Genomic DNA, 21,699 nt, shown 5'->3' on the forward strand with positions numbered 1-21,699 from the left:
ACGGCGGTCGCGTACTCGACCCATCCTCACGATCAGAAAAACTCCAACACCATCAAAAGCTTACAAAATCCACCAAGAGCGACGCCGGAGGCGCGCGCGACAACTCATGGTTAAGGGAGTTAAAACGCTTATGGTTAATGGCCCGTTGAGATCGCATCGGCGGGGTTTCGCCAGGCAGGCCCAGCCGTGCTAAGAGGACGGCGACACAGCCGGACAATTTACGGCCCCAGGATGCGATTGATGCCCCTCTCCAAGACACCCGGCCTTCCGACGAAAACGACGGCAGCGATGAGCGATCAGGCCATTGAAGCGATTGCCTCGGCGCTGCGTACGCTGGAGGCCGAAGCCAGCGGCGTCACTGCGCTGGCAACCGCGCTGCAATCCGACCTCGGCCCGGCCTTCGTCGCGGCCGCCGACCTGATCCTCAAGGCCAAAGGCCGCCTGATCATCACGGGCCTCGGCAAGTCCGGTCATATTGGCCGCAAGATCGCCGCGACCTTCGCATCGACCGGTACACCCGCCTTTTTCGTGCACGCCGCCGAAGCCAGCCATGGCGATCTCGGCATGATCACGCCCGACGACGTCATCATGGCGCTGTCCTGGTCCGGCGAGCAGCCGGAGATGAAGAACCTCATCACCTATGCCAAGCGTTTCAGGATCGGCGTGGTCGCGATCACCTCCGAAGCCACCTCGACGCTGGCCGAGGCCGCCGATGTCGCGCTGACGCTGCCGAAGGCGCGCGAGGCCTGCCCGCATAATCTCGCGCCCACGACGTCGTCGCTGATGATGCTGGCGATGGGCGATGCGCTGGCGATCGCGCTGCTGGAAGGCCGTGGCTTTACGTCGGTGGATTTCAGCGTGCTGCACCCCGGAGGCAAGCTCGGCGCAATGCTGAAATACACCCGCGACCTCATGCATTCGGGCGACGCCGTGCCGCTCAAGCCGCTCGGCACCAAGATGTCCGATGCGCTGGTGGAAATGTCCTCGAAGGGCTTTGGCTGCGTCGGCATCACCGATGGCAACGGCCATGTGGTCGGCATCGTCACCGACGGCGATCTCCGCCGTCACATGCGCGCCGACCTGATGACGGTCTCGGTCGATGAAGTCATGACCAAGAATCCCAAGACCATCAGCCGCGACCTGCTCGCCGGCGAGGCGCTGGAAATCCTAAACTCGTCGAAGATCACCGCACTGCTGGTGACGGACGCCAGAAAGCCCGTCGGCATCGTGCATCTGCATGATCTGCTGCGGGCAGGCGTGGCGTAAGCCACGTTAGCTGGCAGTTCGCAGGAACCTTGCCGCATTCGCTTCGAGTGGCAATGCCAAGCCGTTCGCGATGTACGACACCGTACGATAGAATCCACACAGCAGGATGATCTCGAAGATTTTCGCGTCATCGTAGTGAGCGGCCAGCGTCTTGAACTCCTCATCGCTGAGCGTGGCGCGGTGATGCAGCGCATCGACTGCTGCGATCAGAGCTTGTTCCGCTGACGACCAGCATGTCGCCTGTGAGTCACCGTCAACGGTCGCCCTCACCTCCGCTTCCGTCAGCTTCGCCGCGTCTGCAAAGGTTGCGACATGGACGCCCCATTCATATTCGCATCCGGTCAGTGCGCAGGTGCGATCTATGACAATCTCGCGCTCCCGCAGCGACAGCGGTCCGCGATCAAGCAGGCCAGCTGCGCGAAATTTGCTCCATGCCCTCGGATGACCGGCGATCACGCGAAACAGCATCAGCGGCGGCGCCCCGCGCATGATCGCATCGAATTGCGTCTGAATGTCGGAAGCATAAGGCGGCTGCAGCGGCGCGATGCGTGACATGCCCAACTCCTGCGCTACAATAATCGTAGCGACATGCTACATATTTTGTAGCGCCCTGCAAGAGAGTAATGTGATGGCAAAGTCCGTTTCCAAGCCGCCCAGACGCGGTGTGCGCGGCTCAACGACCGGCCGACCGATCATGGCGCTGCTCGACCTGCTGGGCCGGCGCTGGACGCTGCGCATTCTCTGGGAGTTGCGTGAGCGCTCCCTGACCTCGCGGGCGCTGCGCAAGGCTTGCGACGACGCCTCCCCTACCGTTCTCCAGGCACGCCTGAGCGATCTCAGAGACGCGGGTCTGATCGCGCTGCAGCCGGACGGCTATGGGCTGACGGATACAGGCCGGGAGTTGCAGGACACCTTCCTGCCACTGCATCACTTTGCGGAGCGGTGGAGCAAATCGCTGGCGGCTGACTGATCAGGCCACGTCCACCGTCAGACTGGCCCCATCCGCCTTCACGATCTTCACCTTGGTGCCTGCCGGCGTATCCGGGCCACTGACGCGCCACACCGTATCGTCGATGCGCACGATGCCCTCGCCGTCGATGATCGGCCGATCCAGCGTGCAGATACGGCCGACCAGCGCGTCGCTGCGCTTGTTGAGGAACGGGTTCGGATTGGCGCCGGGCTTCTGGCGCGCAATCCGCCGCCACAGCGGGACGGCTGCCAGCGCGAACAATCCGAACAGCAGGATCTGCACTTGCCAGGACGGCGTGACGATGAAGGACAGCACGCCGACCAGGAATGCGGACAGCCCGAGCCAGAACATGAAGACGCCGGGCGCCAGCAGCTCCAGCGCCATCAGAAGCACGCCGAAGATCAGCCAGTTCCAGCTCCCCAAAGTGACGAACATTTCGGCCATTGCGAAATCCCTAGCTGCGCGGCGGCGTTGTACCCGCCGGCGGCACTGATCCGCTGCGGCGCGCGGCAGCCTGGGCCGAGGTCGAGTTCTCGCCGAAGGTCGCCTTGGCGATCTCGCCGATACCGGCCAGCGAGCCCAGCATGCTCATGGCTTCCACCGGCAGCATGATGACCTTCTGGTTCGGCGATTCCGCAAGCTGGCCGAATGCCTTGATGTATTTGTCGGCGATGAAGTAATTCAGCGCCGCAACGTCACCCTTCGAAATCGCCTCCGACACCACCCGCGTTGCGTTGGCTTCGGCCTCTGCGGAACGCTCGCGTGCCTCGGCGTCACGGAACGCAGCCTCGCGGCGACCTTCGGCCTGCAGGATCTGGCCCTGCTTGGCACCTTCGGCACGGAGAATTTCCGACTGGCGCTGACCCTCAGCCTGCAGAATGTCGGCGCGCTTGACACGCTCGGCCTTCATCTGCCGGCCCATAGCCTCGACCAGATCGGCCGGCGGCACGATGTCCTTGATCTCGATACGGTTGACCTTGAGGCCCCATGGGGAGACGGCGGCATCGACGACGCGCAGCAGCCGCTCGTTGATCTCGTCGCGATGCGACAGCACCTGGTCGAGATCCATCGAGCCCATCACCGAACGGATATTGGTCATGGTCAGCACGATGATCGCCTGATTGAGGTCGGAGACCTCGTAGCTTGCCTTGGCCGCGTCGAACACCTGGAAGAACGCGACGCCGTCCACGGTGACGGTGGCGTTGTCCTTGGTGATTACTTCCTGCTCGGGGATGCTGATCACCTGCTCCATCATGTTCATCTTGCGACCGACGCGGTCGAAATAAGGAATGATGAGGTTGAGGCCCGGCGACAGCGTGCGGGTGAACTTGCCGAAGCGCTCAATGGTCCAGTCATAGCCCTGCGGTACGGTCTTCACACCGGCAAACAGCGTGAAGATGATCAGCAGCACAACGGCGATGGCGAAAATGTCGTAACCGGACATCAAAGTCTCCCTGCGGCAAAATGGACGCGCAACATATGGCGCCTCGTTGTTTTGTCGGCGTGGAGGATTTTAAGGTTCGAAATCGGGAAAAGCGAGAGCGCCGACGTGATCGCGAGCCACGGACCTCTCAGCCGTCATTGCGAGGAGCCCTTGCGACGAAGCAATCCAGTCTTCGCCTGTGGCTTCTGGATTGCTTCGCTGCGCTCGCAATGACGTGGATGGGTTGGAGCGCCCTTAGATCCAGCCCTGCAGCTCGCGGAGCACAAGCTGGCGGATCGTGTCCATGCCCTCGTCGCTGTCGTTGAGACAGGGGATCGCAGAGAACTGCTCGCCGCCATTGTGCATGAAGATCTCGCAATTCTCCTGCGCGATTTCTTCCAGCGTCTCCAGGCAGTCGGCCGAGAAGCCAGGCATTACGACGGCAATGCGACGCACGCCGTCCTTGGCGAGCTGCTCGATGGTCTTGTCCGTATACGGCTGAAGCCAGGCATCGAAGCCAAAACGGGACTGGAAGGTCAGCAGCAGCTTCGGCGCGTCCGGTCCGAGCCGCTTGCGCAGCGCTTCGGTTGTGGCCACGCATTGCGCCTGATAGGGGTCGCCCTTGTCGATGTATTTCTGCGGCATGCCGTGGAACGACGCCACGATCATTTCCGGCACGAATGACAGCGTCGCCAGATGCTTCTCGATCGAGGTCGCCAGCGCGCCGATGTAATCCGGCTCGTCATAATAGGGCGGCGTGACCCGCAGCGTCGGCTGCGCACGCATGGTGCCGAGTACGCGGAACACTTCGTCGCAGACCGTCGCAGACGTCGCCGCCGAATATTGCGGATAGAGCGGCACCACCAGAATGCGGTCGCAGCCCTTTGCAGTCAGGTCAGCGATGCGGGAACGGATCGACGGATTGCCGTAGCGCATCGCCCAATCCACCACGAGATGGGTATGGCTATCGAGTGACGCCGCGAGCTTGTCGGACTGCGCACGGGTGATCGTCTTCAACGGAGATTCGTTCTTCTCCGTGTTCCAGATCTTGAGATAGTCCTTGGCCTTGCGGCGCGGGCGCGTGGTCAGGATGATGCCGTTGAGGATCAGCTTCCACAGCAGGCCCTGGTTCTCGATCACGCGCGGATCGGACAGGAACTCTCTCAGATAGACGCGCACGCCGCGGGTATCCGCGGTGTCGGGAGTTCCGAGATTGACCAGCAAGACGCCGACGCGTTCCGGTATCTCCAGGGTGGAGGCCAGTGGCTGCTCGAGGGAAACGACATTTGTCATGATGCCGGTGGCTTCGCGCTTTGGCTGGACCTTGTCAAGACGACGGACTGTCCATCAGGGCAGGACAGCGATCAGAAACAGGTGACGCGTTCGGCCGCGACATAACCCAGCAGCAGGCCAACGCCGAACAGCATCACCAGCGCCGCCGCGCCGAACTCAATCCCCCGCATCACCAGCGCGCCACTGCCATCGCGGCCCCCGGCCAAACGGCCGGCGAGACCCTTGGCGGAGACGGCGATGACGGCAATGGTTGCCACGGTAATCGCGGTTCCCAGGCCCATCACGAAAGTCGCAGCGATGCCGGCCCAGAACATCCCCTGCGCCAGCGCGAAGACCAGCACGAGGATCGCGCCGGAACACGGCCGGATGCCCACCGTGAACACCGCCGATAATCCACGCGCCCAGCCACCGGGGCCAGCGAGCTGATCCGGCGTCGGGCCATGGGAATGGCCGCAATGCTCGTCATGAACGTGATCGTGATGACTGTGCTCATGGTGCGCATGTGCTGAAGCCGTCGCCTCGGCATGCGCCGTATGGGCGTGCGCATGAGCATGCGCGTGGCCGTGAGCGTGCTCGTGGTGATGGTGGTCATGGCCATGATCGTGGGAATGCGCGGACGCACTGGCATGCGCCATCGCGAGCTGCGCCCCCGCAGCCGGCAGCGACGGCCGCAAGGCGCGGAAGAACCCGCGCCCCTTGCTCCAGACCAGCCGCGCGCCGAATGCCGCAATCAGCCCGTAGCTGGCGATTTCCACCCAGCGCTCGGTGCTGCACATGGTCTTGGCTGTGACATTTAGCAACCATGCGCCAATGCCGACGATCAACACGGCGACGAGCGCCTGCATCAGCGCCGAGACGAAGGACAATATGATACCGCGCTTGGCGGTCTCTTCATTGGCGACCAGATAGGACGAGATCACCGCCTTGCCATGGCCGGGGCCGGCGGCGTGGAAGATACCGTAGGCAAAGGAGATCCCCAGCAGCGTCCACACCGCGCTGCCGTCGGACTTGGCGGCACGGATGGTCGCCGACATCGCGCGATAGAATTCGGACTGCTTCGTCAGGAGCCAGCCAATGATGCCGCCAACTTGTGAGTCCGGCACACCCTTCGGCGCACCGAACGGGTTCTGCGCCAACACATCATGCAGCGCGCCATCGGCAATCACTGACGCTGCGGCCAGCACAGCGCAAGCCAACAGCACGCGGCGCATCGTCATTTTCTGGAGCATCATGGGCAATCGACCGTGATCTTGTTGGCGAACATCGCGCCGTAATTGCTGTTCTCGCCATTCATGAAAGTGTCTTCATTCATGGTCTGCGCCTTGGCGGCGCCGTCCGACGGGCGCTGGATCGCCATCGTGCAGGAGGCCGGCGCGCCGGCCAGCTTGATGGGGTCTTTCTTCTCGAGGCCGAAATCGACGAAGAAGCTCGGATCGAAGATTTCGAGTTCCATCTTCTTGGCCTTGAACGGTGTCTTGAACGGCAGCGTGAAGTGCAGCACCAGCGCGGCGTCGCGCTTCTCCAGATAATAGTCGACGGGATCGTTGAAGCGCTGCTTCTTGCCTTCCACCTTGGCGAAGGTGAAGAAGGCAAATTCCTTCAGCGACTCCACATTGGTCTGGGCCAGCGGCGCCAGCTCCTCGCGGGTATAAACGCCCTTGGTCTTGCTCTCGATTCCCTGCAGCGCATAGGTCGAGAACATGTCGTCGAACACCCAGGCATGGCGCACGCCGGTGATGGTGCCATCCGGCGCGTAGATCAGTTCGCTGGATGCCGTGACGAAGACGTGGGGATGGGCGGAGGCAACGGTGATGCCGGCTGTGAAGGCGAACAGCAGGGCGAAGATTCCCGCTAGCGACCTCAACAACCTCCGCATGTCATCCCCGCGAAGGCGGGGATCCATACACGCCGTCTTACTGTTGATCCGTGGGGCTAACCGCATCGCTTCATCACATGCTCGGAGGTTATGGATCCCCGCCTTCGCGGGGATGACAAATTGAGAGGTCACGACACCTGCCTCACGCCGCCTCAGGCTCTTCCAGCAGACCGCGCCGCCGCAGCAGCGCATCCGGCGCGGGGGCACGGCCGCGGAACGCGATATAGGCTGCTTCGGGATCGACCGAGCCGCCCGACGAATAGATGTCGTCATGCAGCCGCTTGGCCACTGCGGGATCGAAGATGTTGCCGGCTTCCTCGAAGGCGCCGAAGGCGTCCGCATCCATCACTTCGGACCACATGTAGCTGTAGTAGCCAGACGCGTAGTGATCGCCGGAGAAGATGTGCCCGAATTGCGTCGGCCGGTGTCGCAGCGCGATTTCCTCGGGCATGCCGATCTTCTCCAGCTCCTTCTTCTCGAAGGCCGCGACATCGGCGGAGGCCGAGGCCGGCTGGGTGTGGAATTCGAGATCGATCAGCGCCGATGACACAAACTCCACCGTGGCAAAGCCCTGGTTGAACTTGCGGGCCGCGATGAAGCGCTTGAGCAGATCGTCGGGCAGCGGCTCGCCGGTCTGGTAGTGCTTGGCGAAGGTCTGCAGCACCTGCGGCTGCTCCTGCCAGTGTTCATAGAGTTGCGACGGCAGTTCGACGAAGTCGGTGAACACCGACGTCCCCGACAGCGAGGGATAGGTGACGTTGGAGAGCATGCCGTGCAGGCCATGGCCGAATTCATGGAACAGCGTGCGCGCATCGTCCGGCGACAGCAGCGATGGCTGGCCGTCGGTGCCTTTGGCGAAGTTGCAGATGTTCAGCACCAGCGGCGCCACGTCGCCGTCAAGCTTCTGCTGGTCGCGCAGCGAGGTCATCCAGGCGCCGGAGCGCTTCGACGGGCGGGCGAAGTAGTCGCCATAGAAGATGGCTTTGAGCGCCCCCTTGGCATCCTTGACCTCCCAGACGCGGACGTCGGGATGCCAGACCGGCACGTCCTTGCGCTCGGCGAAGGTGATGCCGAACAAGCGCGTCGCGGTGTCGAATTGCGCCGCGATCATGTTGTCGAGGGTCAGATACGGCTTGATCGCCGCATCATCGAAATTGGCGCGGCGCTGGCGCAGCTTTTCGGCATAATAGCGCCAGTCCCAGGCGGCGAGCTTGAAGTTGCCGCCCTCCTCCGCGATCAGCTCCTGCAGCGCATCGCGATCGGCCAGCGCGCGGGCACGCGCCGGCTTCCAGACCCGCTCCAGCAGACCGCGCACCGCCTCCGGCGTCTTCGCCATGGAGTCTTCCAGGCGATAGGCCGCGAAGGTCGGGAAGCCCAGGATCTTCGCTGTCTCCTCGCGCAGCTTCAGGATTTCGACGATCGTCTCGTTGTTGTCATTGGCATTGCCATTGTTGCCGCGCTGGATGAAGGCCTTGTAGGCCCTCTCGCGCAGGTCGCGCCGCGCCGCGCTTTTCAGGAACGGCTCCATCGAGGACCGCGACGTGGTGATGATCGCCTTGCCAGTCATGCCGCGCTCGTCAGCCGAGGCCCTGGCCGAGGCGACGAAGCTCTCGGCGAGCCCATCGAGATCGCCTTCGCCCAGCTCCATGAACCACTCCTGCTCGTCGCCGAGCAGATGATGGCTGAAACTGGTGCCGAGATGCGCGAGACGCTCGTTGATCTCGGCCATCCGCGCCTTGGCGGTCTCGTCGAGGCCGGCGCCGGAGCGGTGGAAGCGGGTATAGGTCCGCTCCAGGAGACGCATCTGCTCGGTGGTAAGGCCGAGCTCGGCGCGCTTGTCGTGCAGCGCCACGATGCGGCCGAACAGCACGGCATTCATCATGATCGGATTCCAGTGCCGCGCCATCCGCGACGACACGTCCTTGTCGATCTCCAGGATCGCCGGATTGGAATGCGCCGACACCAGATCGTAGAACACCGACGCCACACGGCTGAGCAACTTGCCGGAGCGCTCCAGCGCCGTGATCGTATTGGCGAAGTCAGGCGCGGCCGGATCGTTCACGATCGCGGCAATCTCCGCCGAATGGTCGAAAAACGCCTGTTCGAAGGCCGGCATGAAGTGCTCGGGCTTGATCTCGTCGAACGGCGGGGTCTCGAACGGGGTCTGCCAGGCTTTCAGAAGCGGATTTTCGAGACCTTTCGACGCAACCGGCGAGATCGACGTTTCTGACATAAGAAATCCTGCTTTGAAGCCCAGAGAATGCGTCGATCTATACCACGCGATGGGGCTTTTTTGGGCCCTTTAGTGCTTGCCGCAGCAGGCTTTTTCGTTAGATTGCGGCTCGAAACAGGACCTTGAGATTATGACCACCTCCACCGCCCCTCGCCGCATCTACTGGCCCAGCGTCATCACCGTCATCTCGGCGGCGATCCTGATCGGCGCGGAAGTGTTCGGCGCCGCCTTCGCTGGTGGCTGGGCGCTGTCGATCCTGTTCGGCCTCTCCACCACCGGCGAGCACATCCTGCAGGTCTGCCTGTTCCTGTGCGGCGTCGCCATCATGGTCGCCTTCCTGCGCACCGCCGCACGGATCGAGCCGTTCACCCGCCGCGGCTGATCGCTCTGCGCCCGCGCAGCTCCACTCTCCGGCTTCCTCACACTCGACTGTCATCGCCCGGCCAGGCGCGCAATTGCGTGCTTGAATTGAGCGCCCCAGTAACCGACGCGGTTCGCGATTCGTCGCTGGCTACAGCGTTTATGGGATTCTCCGCTTTCGCGAAGGACAACAACCGAGAGCGAGATGACAGCGGGACGAGAGGACGACTACAGGACCATGACGCTGGTGTAGTTCAGCACTCCACACCAGCCCCAGACTACGCCAATTCCTTAACTGAACTTAACATCCGTTCATGTTGAGCGCGCTGAGTGCGTCTCGTTTGCAACGCTGCGCGATGGCGTTGAATAAAATGCCCCACAGCCCAAAAAAATTGTTGCGTACCAGGGTCAAAGAACCTATTTCCGGTCTTGCCCAATTTCGCACGTGCCTGTGGTCGTGTGTCAGTCGGTAGGTATCCGGACAAGAGGCCGGACAGCCGCCAAGGGATGAAGAAGCCGAGGGTCGTTCGCGGAGTTTTGCGAAAGGCCAGCATCTCTCTCCAGAGATGCCGTTGAAGGTGACTTTGTTCTTTGCAACCGTGACTGGCAGCCGGAGGCGAACCGGCGCACCTCGTTCTCAACGGGGGACGCGACTTAAAGCAACGACGGAGCGGGCTTTTTTGGTCTCTGCTGGCTTTCCAACAGCCAGCGCGAATACCGAAGAGGCTTGTCCTTCATTGCCAGGTGTGCGGTAGGGTCACCCCCAACCAATCCACGGCAGCACTTACGGTCTGTACTTTTGGCTTTGTCACGCCTCCATCGCGTGCCTGGGTCCGAAAGCGCTGAACCGTCATCATTTTTTGAACGTGACCCTTTCGCGGGGCCGTTTGGGAGAGTGCTATGACCGAACGTATTCAGGAATTCCTCCGCGCCCGCCGCAACGAGGGCACCGATGTCGAGCCGTGCCTCGTCGTCGACCTCGAAGTCGTGCGCGACAACTTCCAGAGCTTTGCGAAGGCTTTGCCTGATAGCCGCGTGTTTTACGCGGTGAAAGCAAACCCGGCGCCGGAAGTGCTGTCGCTGCTGGCCTCGATGGGCTCGTGCTTCGACTGTGCGTCGGTGCAGGAAATCCAGATGGCGCTCGACGCTGGCGCCACGCCGGACCGCATCTCCTTCGGCAACACCATCAAGAAGGAACGCGATATCGCGCGCGCCCACGCGCTCGGCATCGGCCTGTTCTCGGTCGACTGCGCCGCTGAGGTCGAGAAGATCGCGCGTGCGGCTCCTGGCGCCCGCGTGTTCTGCCGCATTCTCTACGATTGCGCCGGCGCCGAGTGGCCGCTGTCGCGCAAGTTCGGCTGCGATCCGGAAATGGCTGTCGACGTGCTGGACCTCGCCAAGCGTCTTGGCCTGGAGCCCTATGGCATTTCGTTCCATGTCGGCTCGCAGCAGCGCAAGGTGAAGGCATGGGACCGTGCGCTGGCGATGGCCTCCTCGGTGTTCCGTGACTGCGCCGAGCGCGGGATCAACCTGTCGATGGTCAATATGGGCGGCGGCTTCCCGACCAAGTACCTCAAGGAAGTCCCGGCGGTCGTGCAGTACGGCCGTTCGATCTTCCGCGCGCTGCGCAAGCATTTCGGCAACGCGATCCCGGAGACCATCATCGAGCCGGGTCGCGGCATGGTCGGCAATGCCGGCATCATCGAAGCCGAAGTCGTTCTGATCTCGAAGAAGAGCGACGAGGACGACGTGCGCTGGGTGTATCTGGACATCGGCAAGTTCGGCGGTCTCGCCGAGACCATGGACGAGTCGATCCGCTACGCCATCAAGACGCCGCATGACGGCGCCGAGATGACGCCCTGCGTGCTCGCCGGCCCGACCTGCGATTCGGCCGACGTGATGTATGAGAAGCTGCCGTATCCGCTGCCTGTGACTCTCGAGATCGGCGACAAGCTGCTGATCGAAGGCACCGGCGCCTATACGTCGACCTACTCGGCAGTGGCGTTCAACGGCTTCCCGCCGCTGCGCACCTTCCATATCTGAGCGTTGCAAATTTAAGTTCGCTCACTATATCCGGCATCCACCCCGGATATGACTAATCGGAGAGCCGGCCCGCCGGCTCTCATCCCGTCACCTTCCAATTCTGGATGACAACACTCCGTGTGAAAAACGGAGTGGGGACCGACATGCCATGACCGATCTGCACGAGACCGCCACCAACAACACTGTTGCTTTGCCCATCGCAGCCCCTTCGTACGAGATCCGTGCGGAACGTGGCTCCGACGTCGCCGCCCGTGAATCTCTGCTGGATGTGTGCTTCGGCGCTTCGCGCCATGCCCGCACCTGCCAGCGACTGCGTGACGGACGACTGCCCGCCGAAGGCCTGGCCTTCTCGGCGGTGGTGCAAGGCAGGCTGGTCGGCACGATCAGGCTTTGGCATGTCGATGCCGGGGGCCGAGCTGCGTTGATGCTCGGCCCCCTGGCGGTCGATCCGGGTGCCCGCGACCTTGGCCTTGGCGCCGCGTTGATGAATCACGCGATCGCCGAGGCCTCGGCGCGCGGCCATGGCGCCATCGTGCTGCTCGGCGATCCGCCTTATTACGCCCGCTTCGGCTTCATGCCCCAGAAAATGACCGATCTGGCGCTGCCCGGGCCGTTCGAGCGTGATCGCCTGCTCGGCCTCGAGCTGAAGCCCGGAGCGCTGGATGGCGCCCGCGGCATCATCTTCGGAAGCGGTAAATGGGTCCGCAAGGCTGCTGAGCCTGCCGATCTGGCCCACGCGGCTTGATTTGACCACCAAGACACGGCATTGCGGAGCTCACCTCTGCAGGAGAGCCCGGTAATGACGCGCAAACTGATTTCCACCGGATCGCCATTCGAAAAGACCGCTGGCTACAGCCGCGCCGTGGTCGATGGCGATTTCTGCTTCGTGTCCGGAACCACCGGCTACGATTACACCACCATGATCTTGCCGGCCGACGTCACGGCACAGACACAGAACTGCTTCAAGACCATTGAAGCCGCGCTGAAAGAGGCCGGCTTTGCCATGGCCGATATCGTGCGTGCGATCTACTACATCACCGACGCCAGCGACGCCGACAAGGTGTTCGCGGTGACCGGCGCGCATCTCGGCGAGATCAGGCCCGCTGCCACGCTCCTCGTGGTCTCCGGGCTCTACAAGCCCGAGATGAAAGTCGAAATCGAAGTCACCGCCAAGCGGCGCAGCTGATCGTCAACCGCGCGTCAGACACACCCGTTGGACGTCGCTGCTAGCAACGGCGCCATCGCCGGTTGACTTTCACTGCAGGATACATAGGTTTCGGCCATCATGACGAACCTGCCCCGCAACCGCTTACTGCTCCGCGCCGGTCACCTTCAAGCAGGAATGTGACCCGGGCGCACGCGCGCGTGCCGTCCGGGCTTGTTCGATTTCAGCATCCTCATCATTCTTGGCATGCTCGGGCGCTTTGCGCGCCGGGCGTCATTTGGCTGTGAAACCCATGATCCATTCCCTTCGCACTGAGCTGCCGCCCATCACACTCCGCCGCAGCGACCGTGAGCGTCTCGGCGTACTGGCCGAGGCCGCTGCAGAGAAATACCCTGTGACCGCCGACTTTCTGGCCGGCGAAGTTGAGCGCGCGACGATCGTGCCCGACACTCATCCATTGCCCGGAATCGTCGGCATGGAGTCCGATGTGACGTTCCGCGACGATATCAGCGGGCAGGAAAAGCACGTCACACTGGTCTATCCGACCTCCGCCGACGTGGACACCGGGCGAATTTCGGTATTGACCCCGATCGGAGCCGCGCTTATCGGCCTTTCTGCGGGGCAGTCCATTACATTCGAGACGCCCTCGGGGGAACCACGTTCGCTGACCGTTCTCTCGGTCGGCATACGGCGCTGAGCTGCATTTAATACCGGCATCGAGATTTCATTCCCGAAATTTCATTCTGATGTCACATCGTCACTGTCCTTTCCCAACCGCGCACGACGCAGCGCGTTCATCTTGATCCTGTCTGGAGTTAGAAGCTGATGTCCTCATCCCCCGCCTCGCCGATCTACGCGAAGATCACTGGCCCCATCGTGATCGTCGGCTTCGGCTCGATCGGCAAGGGCATGGTGCCGATGATCGAGCGGCATCTCGACTACGACAAGTCGCGCATCACCGTGCTCGACCCCAAGGATGAAGGCCGCAAGGCGCTGTGCGACAAGCATGGCCTGCGCTTCATCCAGCAGGGGCTGACCAGGGAGAATTATCGCGAACTGCTGACGCCGCTCCTCACTGAGGGCGGCGGCCAGGGTTTTTGCGTCAACCTGTCGGTCGATACCGGCTCGGTCGATATCATGGAGCTCTGCAACGAGCTCGGCGCGCTCTACATCGACACGGTCAACGAGCCCTGGCTCGGCTTCTATTTCGACGCATCGAAGGGCGCCGAAGCGCGCTCCAACTACGCTTTGCGCGAAACGACGCTGGCCGCCAAGAAGGCCCGCAAGCCCGGCTCGACCACGGCGGTCTCCTGCTGCGGCGCAAATCCCGGCATGGTCTCCTTCTTCGTCAAGCAGGCGCTGCTGAATGTCGCTTCCGACCTGAAGCTCAATGCCCCGCAACCGAAGACCAAGGCCGAATGGGCGGATCTGATGCGGCAGGCCGGTATCAAGGGCGTCCACATCGCTGAGCGCGACACGCAGCGCTCCAAGTCGCCGAAGCCGCCGGAGGTGTTCGTCAACACCTGGTCGGTCGAAGGCTTCCTCTCGGAAGGCGTGCAGCCGTCCGAACTCGGCTGGGGCACCCATGAAAAGTGGATGCCGGAGAATGCACACACCCATGAGGCCGGCTGCGGCGCTGCGATCTACCTGATGCAGCCCGGCGCCAATACGCGCGTGCGCACCTGGTGCCCGACGCGCGGCGCGCAATACGGCTTCCTCGTCACCCACAACGAGTCGATCTCGATCTCCGATTATTTCACGGTGCGTGACGCGTCGGGCGCCGCGGTGTTTCGGCCGACCTGCCACTATGCCTATCACCCGGCGGACGATGCGGTGCTGTCGCTGCACGAGATGTTCGGCTCCGGCAAGATGCAGACGAAGCACCACATCCTCGACGAAAACGAAATCGTCGACGGTATCGACGAACTCGGTGTGCTGCTCTACGGCCACGACAACAATGCCTACTGGTTCGGCTCGCAGCTCTCCATCGAGGAGACGCGTGAACTCGCGCCCTATCAGAACGCCACCGGCCTGCAGGTGACCTCGGCCGTGCTCGGCGGCATGGTGTGGGCGCTGGAGCACCCGACCGAAGGCATCGTCGAAGCCGACGAGATCGACTTCGAGCGTCTGCTGGAGATCCAGACACCCTATCTCGGCCCGGTGAAGGGCTACTACACCGACTGGACGCCGCTCGAAGGCCGCCCGGGCCTGTTCCCGGAAGATATCGATACGAGCGATCCGTGGCAGTTCAAGAACGTGCTGGTGCGGTAGCGAACACTCCGCCCCATCCTGAGGAGCAAATGGCGGCTGCATCTCGCAGCCGCCATTTGCGTCTCGAAGGATGGCCGCGGGCTTCGGCTCCGTGCCCTCATGGTTCGAGACGGCGCTGAAGAAGCGCCTCCTCACCATGAGGGTTGGGCTGCAGAGCAACTTGACAGTGCGAACGACTGCTCCATTCTTGAGATTGGAACTTTCAATTTCTCAGAGAATGGAGCCGATCCATGCTGGACGGTGCGTTTCTCTATATCGTGAGGTGTGCCGACGGGAGTTATTATATCGGCATCACACGCACCTCGCTCGACATCAGAGTAGCCCAGCACAACGCCGGCACGTTCCCGGGCTATACGTCGACACGCAGACCTGTCGAACTGTTGTATTCGCAATGGTTTGAGCGCATCACCGACGCGATCGAGAATGAGCGTAAACTCAAGCGCTGGAGCAGGGCGAAGAAAGAAGCGCTGATCCGTGGCGACTTCGCGATATTGAAGCAACTTGCTCGACGCAAGTTACCTCACTTACGGAAACCACCACATGCTCAGCCCTCATCCTGAGGAGGCGCTTCTTCAGCGCCGTCTCGAAGGATGGCCGCACACTTCGACACCTCGGCCTCATGGTTCGAGACGGCGCAAGAACGCCTCCTCACCATGAGGGTCGGGCAGAGGCGCCCGCTTCCTATTTCGCCAGATAATCAAACGCCACTTCGCCCAATCCCAGCGTCAGGTCGCACTTGAAGTGCAGCGCCGACACGACCTCCTTCACCGGCAACCGCGCCACATCCGCCAGCGCATGTGGAAACAGGCCAAGCGCGGCAGGCCCGGTCCAGGCTTCCTTGAGATTGATCTCTTCCAGGTGATAGCGCACCAGTTCGCAGATGCGCGGCGAGCCGTCGACATGCGGGATGATCTTCAGAATAAAGTTCGGCACCGTCAGCGCATGCATCACCGTGTCATGATCCACCGGCCGGTGCTTGTAGCCCATGGTGCCTGACGCGCAGAGCACCGAGCCGTAATGCAGCGTGCCGACCAGCACGTCGCTTTCCACGGCGATCTTCGGCGTCGCGCGCTTCTTCGGAAAGCCCCACAGCTCGCGGCCACCGGCTATCGGCGCATCGTCGTCGAGATACATCGAGTGGATATAGACGCCCTCGACACCGTTGAGGCGGACCGGAATCGCCTGCCCGGTTTCGGTGTAGTCGCCGAAGCCCGTGGAGTCCGGCATGCGGATGAATTCGTATTTGACGATGTTATCGACGATCTCCAGCGGCTCCGGCACCACGGCCTGCAGCGCGTCCATGTCGGTGCGATAGCTGATGATGAAATATTCGCGGTCGTAGAATTTGTAGGGCCCGCGCGGGAATGACGGATTGGTCAGCGGCATCGAATAGGCGTTACGCCTGATATCTTCGATCTTCATGGTGCCCCCTATGAAACTGTTGGCAGGGAGTATGAAGGCGGTCGATGAAACTGGCGAGACTATTGTGCGGGCAGCGTCAACAAACACCGTCCTCATCCTGAGGAGCGCGCTCTTCGCGCGCGTCTCGAAGGATGGCGGCACACTGGGAGAACCCGGCCTCATGGTTCGAGACGGCGCAAACGCGCCTCCTCACCATGAGGGACTTTGACAGCGACCTGGAAAGCTCCGCTATTTCGTGGTGATCGGCGGCGCGGTCTTCTCAGCCGGCGCCGGCGGCAGTGCCGGCTTGGCGCCGGCATCGCGTGCTTCTGCATCCGGACGCGCCGGCTGCGGCGGCGTTTCCTGCGGGCGCTGGCCGGTGGTCGCGGGTTCTGCGGGGGCCGACGGCTTGTTTTCGGCACCCGGCGTCGACTGCAGTGGCGGCGTCGCCTGGGCAAATCGAGCGGATGGTGGCGTCAGCGTGAGCCGCGCCATTGCCGACGTCGATGCGCCCAATCCTGCTGCGGTCGCCAAGATCGCGATCGTGAAATACGTCCGGAACACGCGCGTCTGGGTCGTCGGGATCATGGCATCCACCGCAGTTAATGTGCCGTGACAACGGGAGCCGGCCGCCAAAGTTCCCGAGCCGGAAAGTCGCAGATCGCCTATGGCGCCCTGGACTTCTTCTGGACGGCTAGTCCTTGGTGCTGACGTCCCATGTGGCGTTGCGCACGCCGGCATACGCCTCGAGCCGGGCGGCCACGGCATCCAGCTCCTTGGGATCGACGGCCGTCGAGACCAGCGTGGCGACGATCTCCTGCTGGGTGTCGCTCTGCTCGATCACATCGACATCGCCGACCGGATATTTTGCGGCTTCCAGCGCCTCCTGCAGGCGCTCGCGCATCTCGGGTACCACCTCGGGCGAGACCGTGAGCCGCACGTAATAGGTCACTTCCGACGACTTCGCGTCCAGCGGCGCCCGGTTGATCGCATTAACCAGCGGCCGCAGCAGCGTATTGCCGGCCAGCACGAAAAACGTAAGCGCGATAGCCTGTGCGATCATGTCCGCGCCGGCGCAGGAGCCCACCGCGGCCGAACTCCACAGCGTCGCCGCCGTATTGAGGCCGCGCACATTGGTGCCTTCCTTCATGATGACGCCCGCGCCGAGAAAGCCGATGCCGGAGACGACATAGGCGATCACGCGCACCGCGCCATCGGCACCGTGCAGCTGCATTGCGAGATCGACGAAAGCGGCCGCCCCGAGCGCCACCAACACATTGGTGCGCAGGCCCGCGGTGCGCTGGCGATATTGTCGCTCAGCACCGATCAGCGTGCCCAGCACAAAGGCCGTGGCCAGGCTGAGCAGCGTGTCGAGGAAGTCGTAAGTCTGGAATGTCGCCAAAAATCGCATGATGTCTGCATGCGTACAGGAAGTGACGGGCGGATGACAATGCCGCCTCGCACCAACCGTCGTGAACTCCCTCTCCCCACAGGGGAGGCGAAAGAGCTACAGCTCCAGCAGCCCGGCGTCGCCGTCCTGATCGGCAAAAGCCAGCGGCGTACCCTTGGCATTCCAGGCCAGCGCGCTGACGGGCTGCCCCTTGTTGGCCCGCACCAGAATTTCCGCGCCATCGGTCATGCGGACCATCAGGATGGTGCCGTCACTGTAACCGGCGGCCAGGATGTCCTGCTTGGGATGACAGGCCACCATGGTGACCTTGGCCTTGAGCGGCGCCAGCATCGCCGGCTCCTTGCCCATCGGGCCGTCCTTGCTCGCGAACGGCCAGATGATGACCGTATCCGCGCCCGAGGTCGCCAGCCCCTTGCCGCCGGCGCTCCAGGAAATCGAGCGCACGCGTGCGGGATAGCCGGTCATGCGCATGTGCTTGCCGTCCACGAGACGCCAGCCATGCAGCGCCGGCTCATGCATCGCGGTGACCAGAAACTTGTTGTCCGGGCTGAAAGTCACGCCGAGATGCGAACCGGCCCATTCCAGCACTTCGGCATTGCCGGCCATGTTGGGAAACCACAGCGTCACGCCGTTGTAATGTGCAATCGCGAGCCGCAGCCCCTTGGGTGCAAATGCCAGACCGCCAACGGTCGATGGCACCTCGAAGAATTTCACTTCGCCCTTCGGCGCCTGCACGAAGGCCGTCTTGCCCGCCGACCACGCAACAGCGCCGTCGGGATGCAAAGCTACACTGTCGATCCAGCGCCGCTTGGCGTCGGTCGCAAAGGTCGAGACTGTGCCGTCGCGGTCGAGCACGACGACCTTGCCGTCGTCGCAGCCCATCACGATGCGCTTGCCGTCGGAGGTCGAGCACAGGATGCCACCGAACGCGACCTCGACCGGCGACATCGCGCCTGCCGGATCAACCAGCGTGACTTTCTCTTCGGCGCCGACAAAGGCTGCCTTGTCGCCGAGAAAATGCACGGATGTGACCGACGCACCGATGGCCACCGGCAACACGCGGTCGGTGACCGAAACGATGGATTCCTGCTCCTGCAGCGGATTGAAATCGGACATCATCAGGCGGGGATGCAGCGTTCGAAGCCGTCGCGGATCAGCTGCTCGGGCAGATCGCGACCGATAAAGACAAGACGGCTTTCGCGCTTCTCGCCGTCCTTCCACGGCCGCTGATGATCGCCTTCGAGCATCATGTGCACGCCCTGAAACACGTAGCGGTCGTCGTCGCCGGAGAACGACAGGATACCCTTGGAGCGCAAAATCTTGCCGCCCTCCTTGGCCATCAGATCCTGCAGCCACGGCATGAAGGTCGATGCATCGAGCGCCTTGTCGGTACGCAGCGACATCGAGTGCATATCCTCGTCGTGATAGTGCTTCAGACCACCGTGGCCGTGATCATGATGGTGATGATGGCCGTGATCGTGGTCATGATGATCGTGACCGTCGTCCGCGTTGAGGAATTCCGGTTCGATCTCCAGAATGCGATCGAGATCGAAGGCGCCACGCTCCAGCACATCGGACAGCTTCACCTGCGCGCGTTCGGTCTTGTGCAGCTTGGCGTAGGGGTTGATGGCGCGGATGCGCGCCTCGACTTCGGCGAGCTCAGCCTTCGACACGAGATCGATCTTGTTCAGCACGATGACGTCGGCAAAGGCGATCTGGTTCTTGGCTTCCGGCGCGTCCTTGAGGCGGTCGCTGAGCCATTTGGCATCGGCCACGGTCACGACGGCATCGAGCCGCGCATGGGCCTGCACGTCCTCGTCGACGAAGAAGGTCTGCGCCACCGGGGCCGGATCCGCGAGGCCCGTGGTCTCGACGATGATCGCGTCGAACTTGCCCTTGCGCTTCATGAGACCGTCGAGAATGCGCACGAGGTCGCCGCGGACAGTGCAGCAGACGCAGCCGTTGTTCATCTCGAACACTTCTTCATCCGCGCCGATGATGAGATCGTTGTCGATACCGATCTCGCCGAACTCGTTGACGATCACAGCGTATTTCTTGCCGTGGTTTTCCGACAGGATGCGGTTCAACAGCGTGGTCTTGCCGGCGCCGAGATAGCCGGTCAGCACGGTCACGGGAATTTTGTTGGCAGTCGCTTCAGACATGATCTCTCCGGCGGGTCTTTGCAGCTTGTGGGCAGCGCCGGCGGCAGGGGTGCCCCTGCGCTAACTGGTCAGCGCGCTCGTCAGCGCCTTTATATTGTGCCTGACCATATCAATGTAAGTGGGTGCATCGCCGTTTTCGGCCGTCAGACTGTCCGAATACAGCGTTCCGCCGATTTTTGCCCCGGTCTCGGCGGCGATCCGGCGCATCAGCCGGGGATCAGCGATGTTTTCCAGAAAAACCGCCGGAATTTTCGAGATCTTGAGCTGAGTGATGATAACCGCGATATCCTTGGCGCTGGGCTCGGAATCCGTCGAAACGCCCTGCGGCGCGATGAATTCGATACCATAGGCCGCCGCGAAATAGCCGAAGGCATCATGGGTCGAGATCACCTTGCGGTGCGCCGCGGGGATGGAAGCCACAGCCGCCCTCACGTCACTGTCGAGGGCAGTCAGCTTCGCGAGATAGGCCTCGGCGTTCGCCTTGTAGATGTCGGCCCCGGCCGGATCGGCCTTGGCCAGCGCATCGCGAATGTTTGCGACATAGACCTTGGCATTGCCCACCGATTGCCAGGCGTGCGGATCCTCGTGCGAATCGAGCTTGCGCGGTGCGATGCCCTGGGTTGCGGTGACGATGACAGCCTTACCACCCGATGATTTCACCAACCGCGGCAGCCAGCCTTCGAAGCCGAGGCCGTTGACGATAACGAGCTTCGCGTCGGCGATCTTTTTCGCGTCACGCGGCGTCGGTGTGTAGACATGCGCATCGCCATTCGGGCCGACCAGGGTCGTGACAGCGACTCGCTCGCCACCGACATTGCGCACGAAGTCACCCAGGATGGAGAAACTCGCGACGACATCGATCTTGTCCTGCGCACGCGCCGGGACGATCGCAGCGACGAGCGACATGATAGCAGAAAGCACGAATATGCTGGATTTCCGCATGACTGACACACCTACGCCTCAAGATGCCGGCCGGGGAATAACTGCCTCACCAAGCCACTGACATTGCCGAACAAAACCGAAAATACGTAGAGCACCGCGGCGACCAGAATGATCGCGGGACCGGACGGCACCTTGGTCTGAAACGACAGCACCAGACCGAAGTAACCGGAGATCATCGCGCTCGCGACGGAGATCATCATCATCCCCGTGATATCGCGCGACCAGAACCGCGCGATGCCCGCCGGCAGGATCATCAGCCCCACCGCGAGCAGCGTACCGAGCGCGTGAAAGCCGTTGACGAGATTAACGACGACCAGCGCGAGAAACGCCAGATGCGCGGGTGCACCGGCGCGCGAGACAGTGCGCAGAAACACCGGATCGACGCATTCGATCACCAGTGGACGATAGATCACCGCCATCACCACCAGCGTGATCGTCGCGTTGAACGCGATCACAAGCAGCGTCTGATCGTCGAGTGCGAGAATATTGCCAAACAGCACATGCAGCAGATCGATATTAGTGCCGCGCATCGAAACGATGGTGACACCCACCGCCAGCGAGACGAGATAGAACGCCGCCAGTGACGCATCCTCCTTGATAACCGTCACGCGCGACACGAGACCAGCGAGCAGTGCGACGGAAAAGCCTGCAATCAGGCCACCAAACGTCATCGCAAACAGGTTGAGCCCGGAGAACAGGAAGCCTACCGCCGCCCCTGGCAGGATCGCATGCGCCATGGCATCGCCCACAAGGCTCATCCGCCGCAGCATCAGGAAGACGCCGATCGGCGCACCACCAAGCGCGAGCGCCACCACGCCGGCCAACGCACGCCGCATAAATTCAAATTCGAGGAAAGGCGCGATCAGCGCATCGTAGAGCATGT

Annotated in this window: 23 protein-coding genes; 9 read left to right on the top strand and 14 right to left on the bottom strand. The window is 62.4% G+C overall.

The genetic code is table 11. The features are described from left to right. Positions 1 to 288 precede the first annotated feature (288 nt). A complete protein-coding gene (locus AB8A50_RS17385; protein ID WP_410001886.1) occupies positions 289 to 1,266 on the top strand; it encodes a KpsF/GutQ family sugar-phosphate isomerase in 978 nt (325 codons plus the stop codon). A gap of 6 nt (positions 1,267 to 1,272) precedes the next feature. Here the strand turns inward: AB8A50_RS17385 and AB8A50_RS17390 are convergent, their stop codons facing one another. Next, on the bottom strand, positions 1,273 to 1,821 hold the full coding sequence (locus AB8A50_RS17390; protein ID WP_089265790.1) for a carboxymuconolactone decarboxylase family protein: 549 nt from the start codon (positions 1,819 to 1,821) through the stop codon (positions 1,273 to 1,275). A gap of 73 nt (positions 1,822 to 1,894) precedes the next feature. Between AB8A50_RS17390 and AB8A50_RS17395 the strand changes: the two genes are divergently transcribed. After that, on the top strand, positions 1,895 to 2,236 hold the full coding sequence (locus tag AB8A50_RS17395) for a winged helix-turn-helix transcriptional regulator (protein WP_089265789.1): 342 nt from the start codon (positions 1,895 to 1,897) through the stop codon (positions 2,234 to 2,236). Here the strand turns inward: AB8A50_RS17395 and AB8A50_RS17400 are convergent, their stop codons facing one another. From AB8A50_RS17400 to AB8A50_RS17425, 6 genes are all read right to left on the bottom strand, one after another. Further along, positions 2,237 to 2,680 (bottom strand): NfeD family protein, encoded by a 444-nt coding sequence (locus AB8A50_RS17400; RefSeq protein ID WP_089265788.1) that lies wholly within the window; start codon positions 2,678 to 2,680, stop codon positions 2,237 to 2,239. A gap of 10 nt (positions 2,681 to 2,690) precedes the next feature. Next, complete coding sequence (locus AB8A50_RS17405) at positions 2,691 to 3,680, bottom strand: SPFH domain-containing protein (RefSeq protein WP_089265787.1); 990 nt, start codon at positions 3,678 to 3,680, stop codon at positions 2,691 to 2,693. Positions 3,681 to 3,914: 234 nt separating this feature from the next. Further along, positions 3,915 to 4,952, bottom strand: a complete 1,038-nt coding sequence (gene hemH / locus AB8A50_RS17410; RefSeq protein WP_439078427.1) for a ferrochelatase — start codon at positions 4,950 to 4,952, stop codon at positions 3,915 to 3,917. Positions 4,953 to 5,023: 71 nt separating this feature from the next. Continuing rightward, positions 5,024 to 6,184, bottom strand: a complete 1,161-nt coding sequence (locus AB8A50_RS17415; protein ID WP_439078428.1) for a nickel/cobalt transporter — start codon at positions 6,182 to 6,184, stop codon at positions 5,024 to 5,026. Next, positions 6,181 to 6,828 (bottom strand): DUF1007 family protein, encoded by a 648-nt coding sequence (locus tag AB8A50_RS17420; RefSeq protein WP_175367759.1) that lies wholly within the window; start codon positions 6,826 to 6,828, stop codon positions 6,181 to 6,183. Before AB8A50_RS17420 ends, AB8A50_RS17415 begins: the two co-directional genes overlap by 4 nt. Before the next feature lie 142 nt (positions 6,829 to 6,970). After that, positions 6,971 to 9,061 (bottom strand): M3 family metallopeptidase, encoded by a 2,091-nt coding sequence (locus AB8A50_RS17425; protein ID WP_439078429.1) that lies wholly within the window; start codon positions 9,059 to 9,061, stop codon positions 6,971 to 6,973. A gap of 130 nt (positions 9,062 to 9,191) precedes the next feature. Between AB8A50_RS17425 and AB8A50_RS17430 the strand changes: the two genes are divergently transcribed. The 7 genes from AB8A50_RS17430 to AB8A50_RS17460 all read left to right on the top strand — a co-directional run bounded on the left by AB8A50_RS17430 (position 9,192) and on the right by AB8A50_RS17460 (position 15,460). Then, complete coding sequence (locus tag AB8A50_RS17430; RefSeq protein ID WP_068728984.1) at positions 9,192 to 9,443, top strand: hypothetical protein; 252 nt, start codon at positions 9,192 to 9,194, stop codon at positions 9,441 to 9,443. Between the two features lie 878 nt (positions 9,444 to 10,321). Then, positions 10,322 to 11,464, top strand: coding sequence for a type III PLP-dependent enzyme (locus AB8A50_RS17435; RefSeq protein WP_068728986.1), 1,143 nt, complete (start codon positions 10,322 to 10,324; stop codon positions 11,462 to 11,464). 148 nt (positions 11,465 to 11,612) lie between these two features. Continuing rightward, positions 11,613 to 12,209, top strand: coding sequence for a GNAT family N-acetyltransferase (locus AB8A50_RS17440; RefSeq protein ID WP_439078430.1), 597 nt, complete (start codon positions 11,613 to 11,615; stop codon positions 12,207 to 12,209). A gap of 54 nt (positions 12,210 to 12,263) precedes the next feature. Then, on the top strand, positions 12,264 to 12,650 hold the full coding sequence (locus AB8A50_RS17445) for a RidA family protein (protein WP_089265784.1): 387 nt from the start codon (positions 12,264 to 12,266) through the stop codon (positions 12,648 to 12,650). Between the two features lie 271 nt (positions 12,651 to 12,921). Then, on the top strand, positions 12,922 to 13,326 hold the full coding sequence (rnk, locus tag AB8A50_RS17450) for a nucleoside diphosphate kinase regulator (protein ID WP_309942932.1): 405 nt from the start codon (positions 12,922 to 12,924) through the stop codon (positions 13,324 to 13,326). Positions 13,327 to 13,454: 128 nt separating this feature from the next. After that, positions 13,455 to 14,900, top strand: a complete 1,446-nt coding sequence (locus AB8A50_RS17455; RefSeq protein WP_089265782.1) for a homospermidine synthase — start codon at positions 13,455 to 13,457, stop codon at positions 14,898 to 14,900. Positions 14,901 to 15,130: 230 nt separating this feature from the next. Then, the gene (locus tag AB8A50_RS17460; protein WP_439078431.1) at positions 15,131 to 15,460 is read left to right on the top strand and encodes a GIY-YIG nuclease family protein; all 330 of its coding nucleotides are present in this window, start codon (positions 15,131 to 15,133) and stop codon (positions 15,458 to 15,460) included. 121 nt (positions 15,461 to 15,581) lie between these two features. On the opposite strand, the gene AB8A50_RS17465 is transcribed toward AB8A50_RS17460, so the two are convergent. The 7 genes from AB8A50_RS17465 to AB8A50_RS17495 all read right to left on the bottom strand — a co-directional run bounded on the left by AB8A50_RS17465 (position 15,582) and on the right by AB8A50_RS17495 (position 21,697). Further along, positions 15,582 to 16,322, bottom strand: coding sequence for an acetoacetate decarboxylase (locus AB8A50_RS17465; RefSeq protein ID WP_184512077.1), 741 nt, complete (start codon positions 16,320 to 16,322; stop codon positions 15,582 to 15,584). A 228-nt stretch (positions 16,323 to 16,550) separates the two neighbouring features. Next, positions 16,551 to 16,889 carry a hypothetical protein gene (locus tag AB8A50_RS17470; RefSeq protein ID WP_175367751.1) on the bottom strand — a complete coding sequence of 113 codons (339 nt, stop codon included), beginning with the start codon at positions 16,887 to 16,889 and terminating at the stop codon, positions 16,551 to 16,553. Positions 16,890 to 16,995: 106 nt separating this feature from the next. Further along, complete coding sequence (locus AB8A50_RS17475) at positions 16,996 to 17,712, bottom strand: MgtC/SapB family protein (RefSeq protein ID WP_089265780.1); 717 nt, start codon at positions 17,710 to 17,712, stop codon at positions 16,996 to 16,998. Between the two features lie 96 nt (positions 17,713 to 17,808). Further along, the gene (locus AB8A50_RS17480) at positions 17,809 to 18,831 is read right to left on the bottom strand and encodes a WD40 repeat domain-containing protein (RefSeq protein ID WP_439078432.1); all 1,023 of its coding nucleotides are present in this window, start codon (positions 18,829 to 18,831) and stop codon (positions 17,809 to 17,811) included. Continuing rightward, complete coding sequence (locus AB8A50_RS17485) at positions 18,831 to 19,874, bottom strand: CobW family GTP-binding protein (protein WP_068729004.1); 1,044 nt, start codon at positions 19,872 to 19,874, stop codon at positions 18,831 to 18,833. The genes AB8A50_RS17480 and AB8A50_RS17485 overlap by 1 nt, the downstream gene beginning before the upstream one ends. A gap of 60 nt (positions 19,875 to 19,934) precedes the next feature. Further along, the gene (locus AB8A50_RS17490; protein WP_439079988.1) at positions 19,935 to 20,780 is read right to left on the bottom strand and encodes a metal ABC transporter substrate-binding protein; all 846 of its coding nucleotides are present in this window, start codon (positions 20,778 to 20,780) and stop codon (positions 19,935 to 19,937) included. A gap of 47 nt (positions 20,781 to 20,827) precedes the next feature. Beyond that, positions 20,828 to 21,697, bottom strand: coding sequence for a metal ABC transporter permease (locus AB8A50_RS17495; RefSeq protein WP_439078433.1), 870 nt, complete (start codon positions 21,695 to 21,697; stop codon positions 20,828 to 20,830). Between the last annotated feature and the right edge of the window lie 2 nt (positions 21,698 to 21,699).

It is taken from the genome of Tardiphaga sp. 841_E9_N1_2 (assembly GCF_051811065.1).
GTDB lineage: Bacteria > Pseudomonadota > Alphaproteobacteria > Rhizobiales > Xanthobacteraceae > Tardiphaga > Tardiphaga robiniae.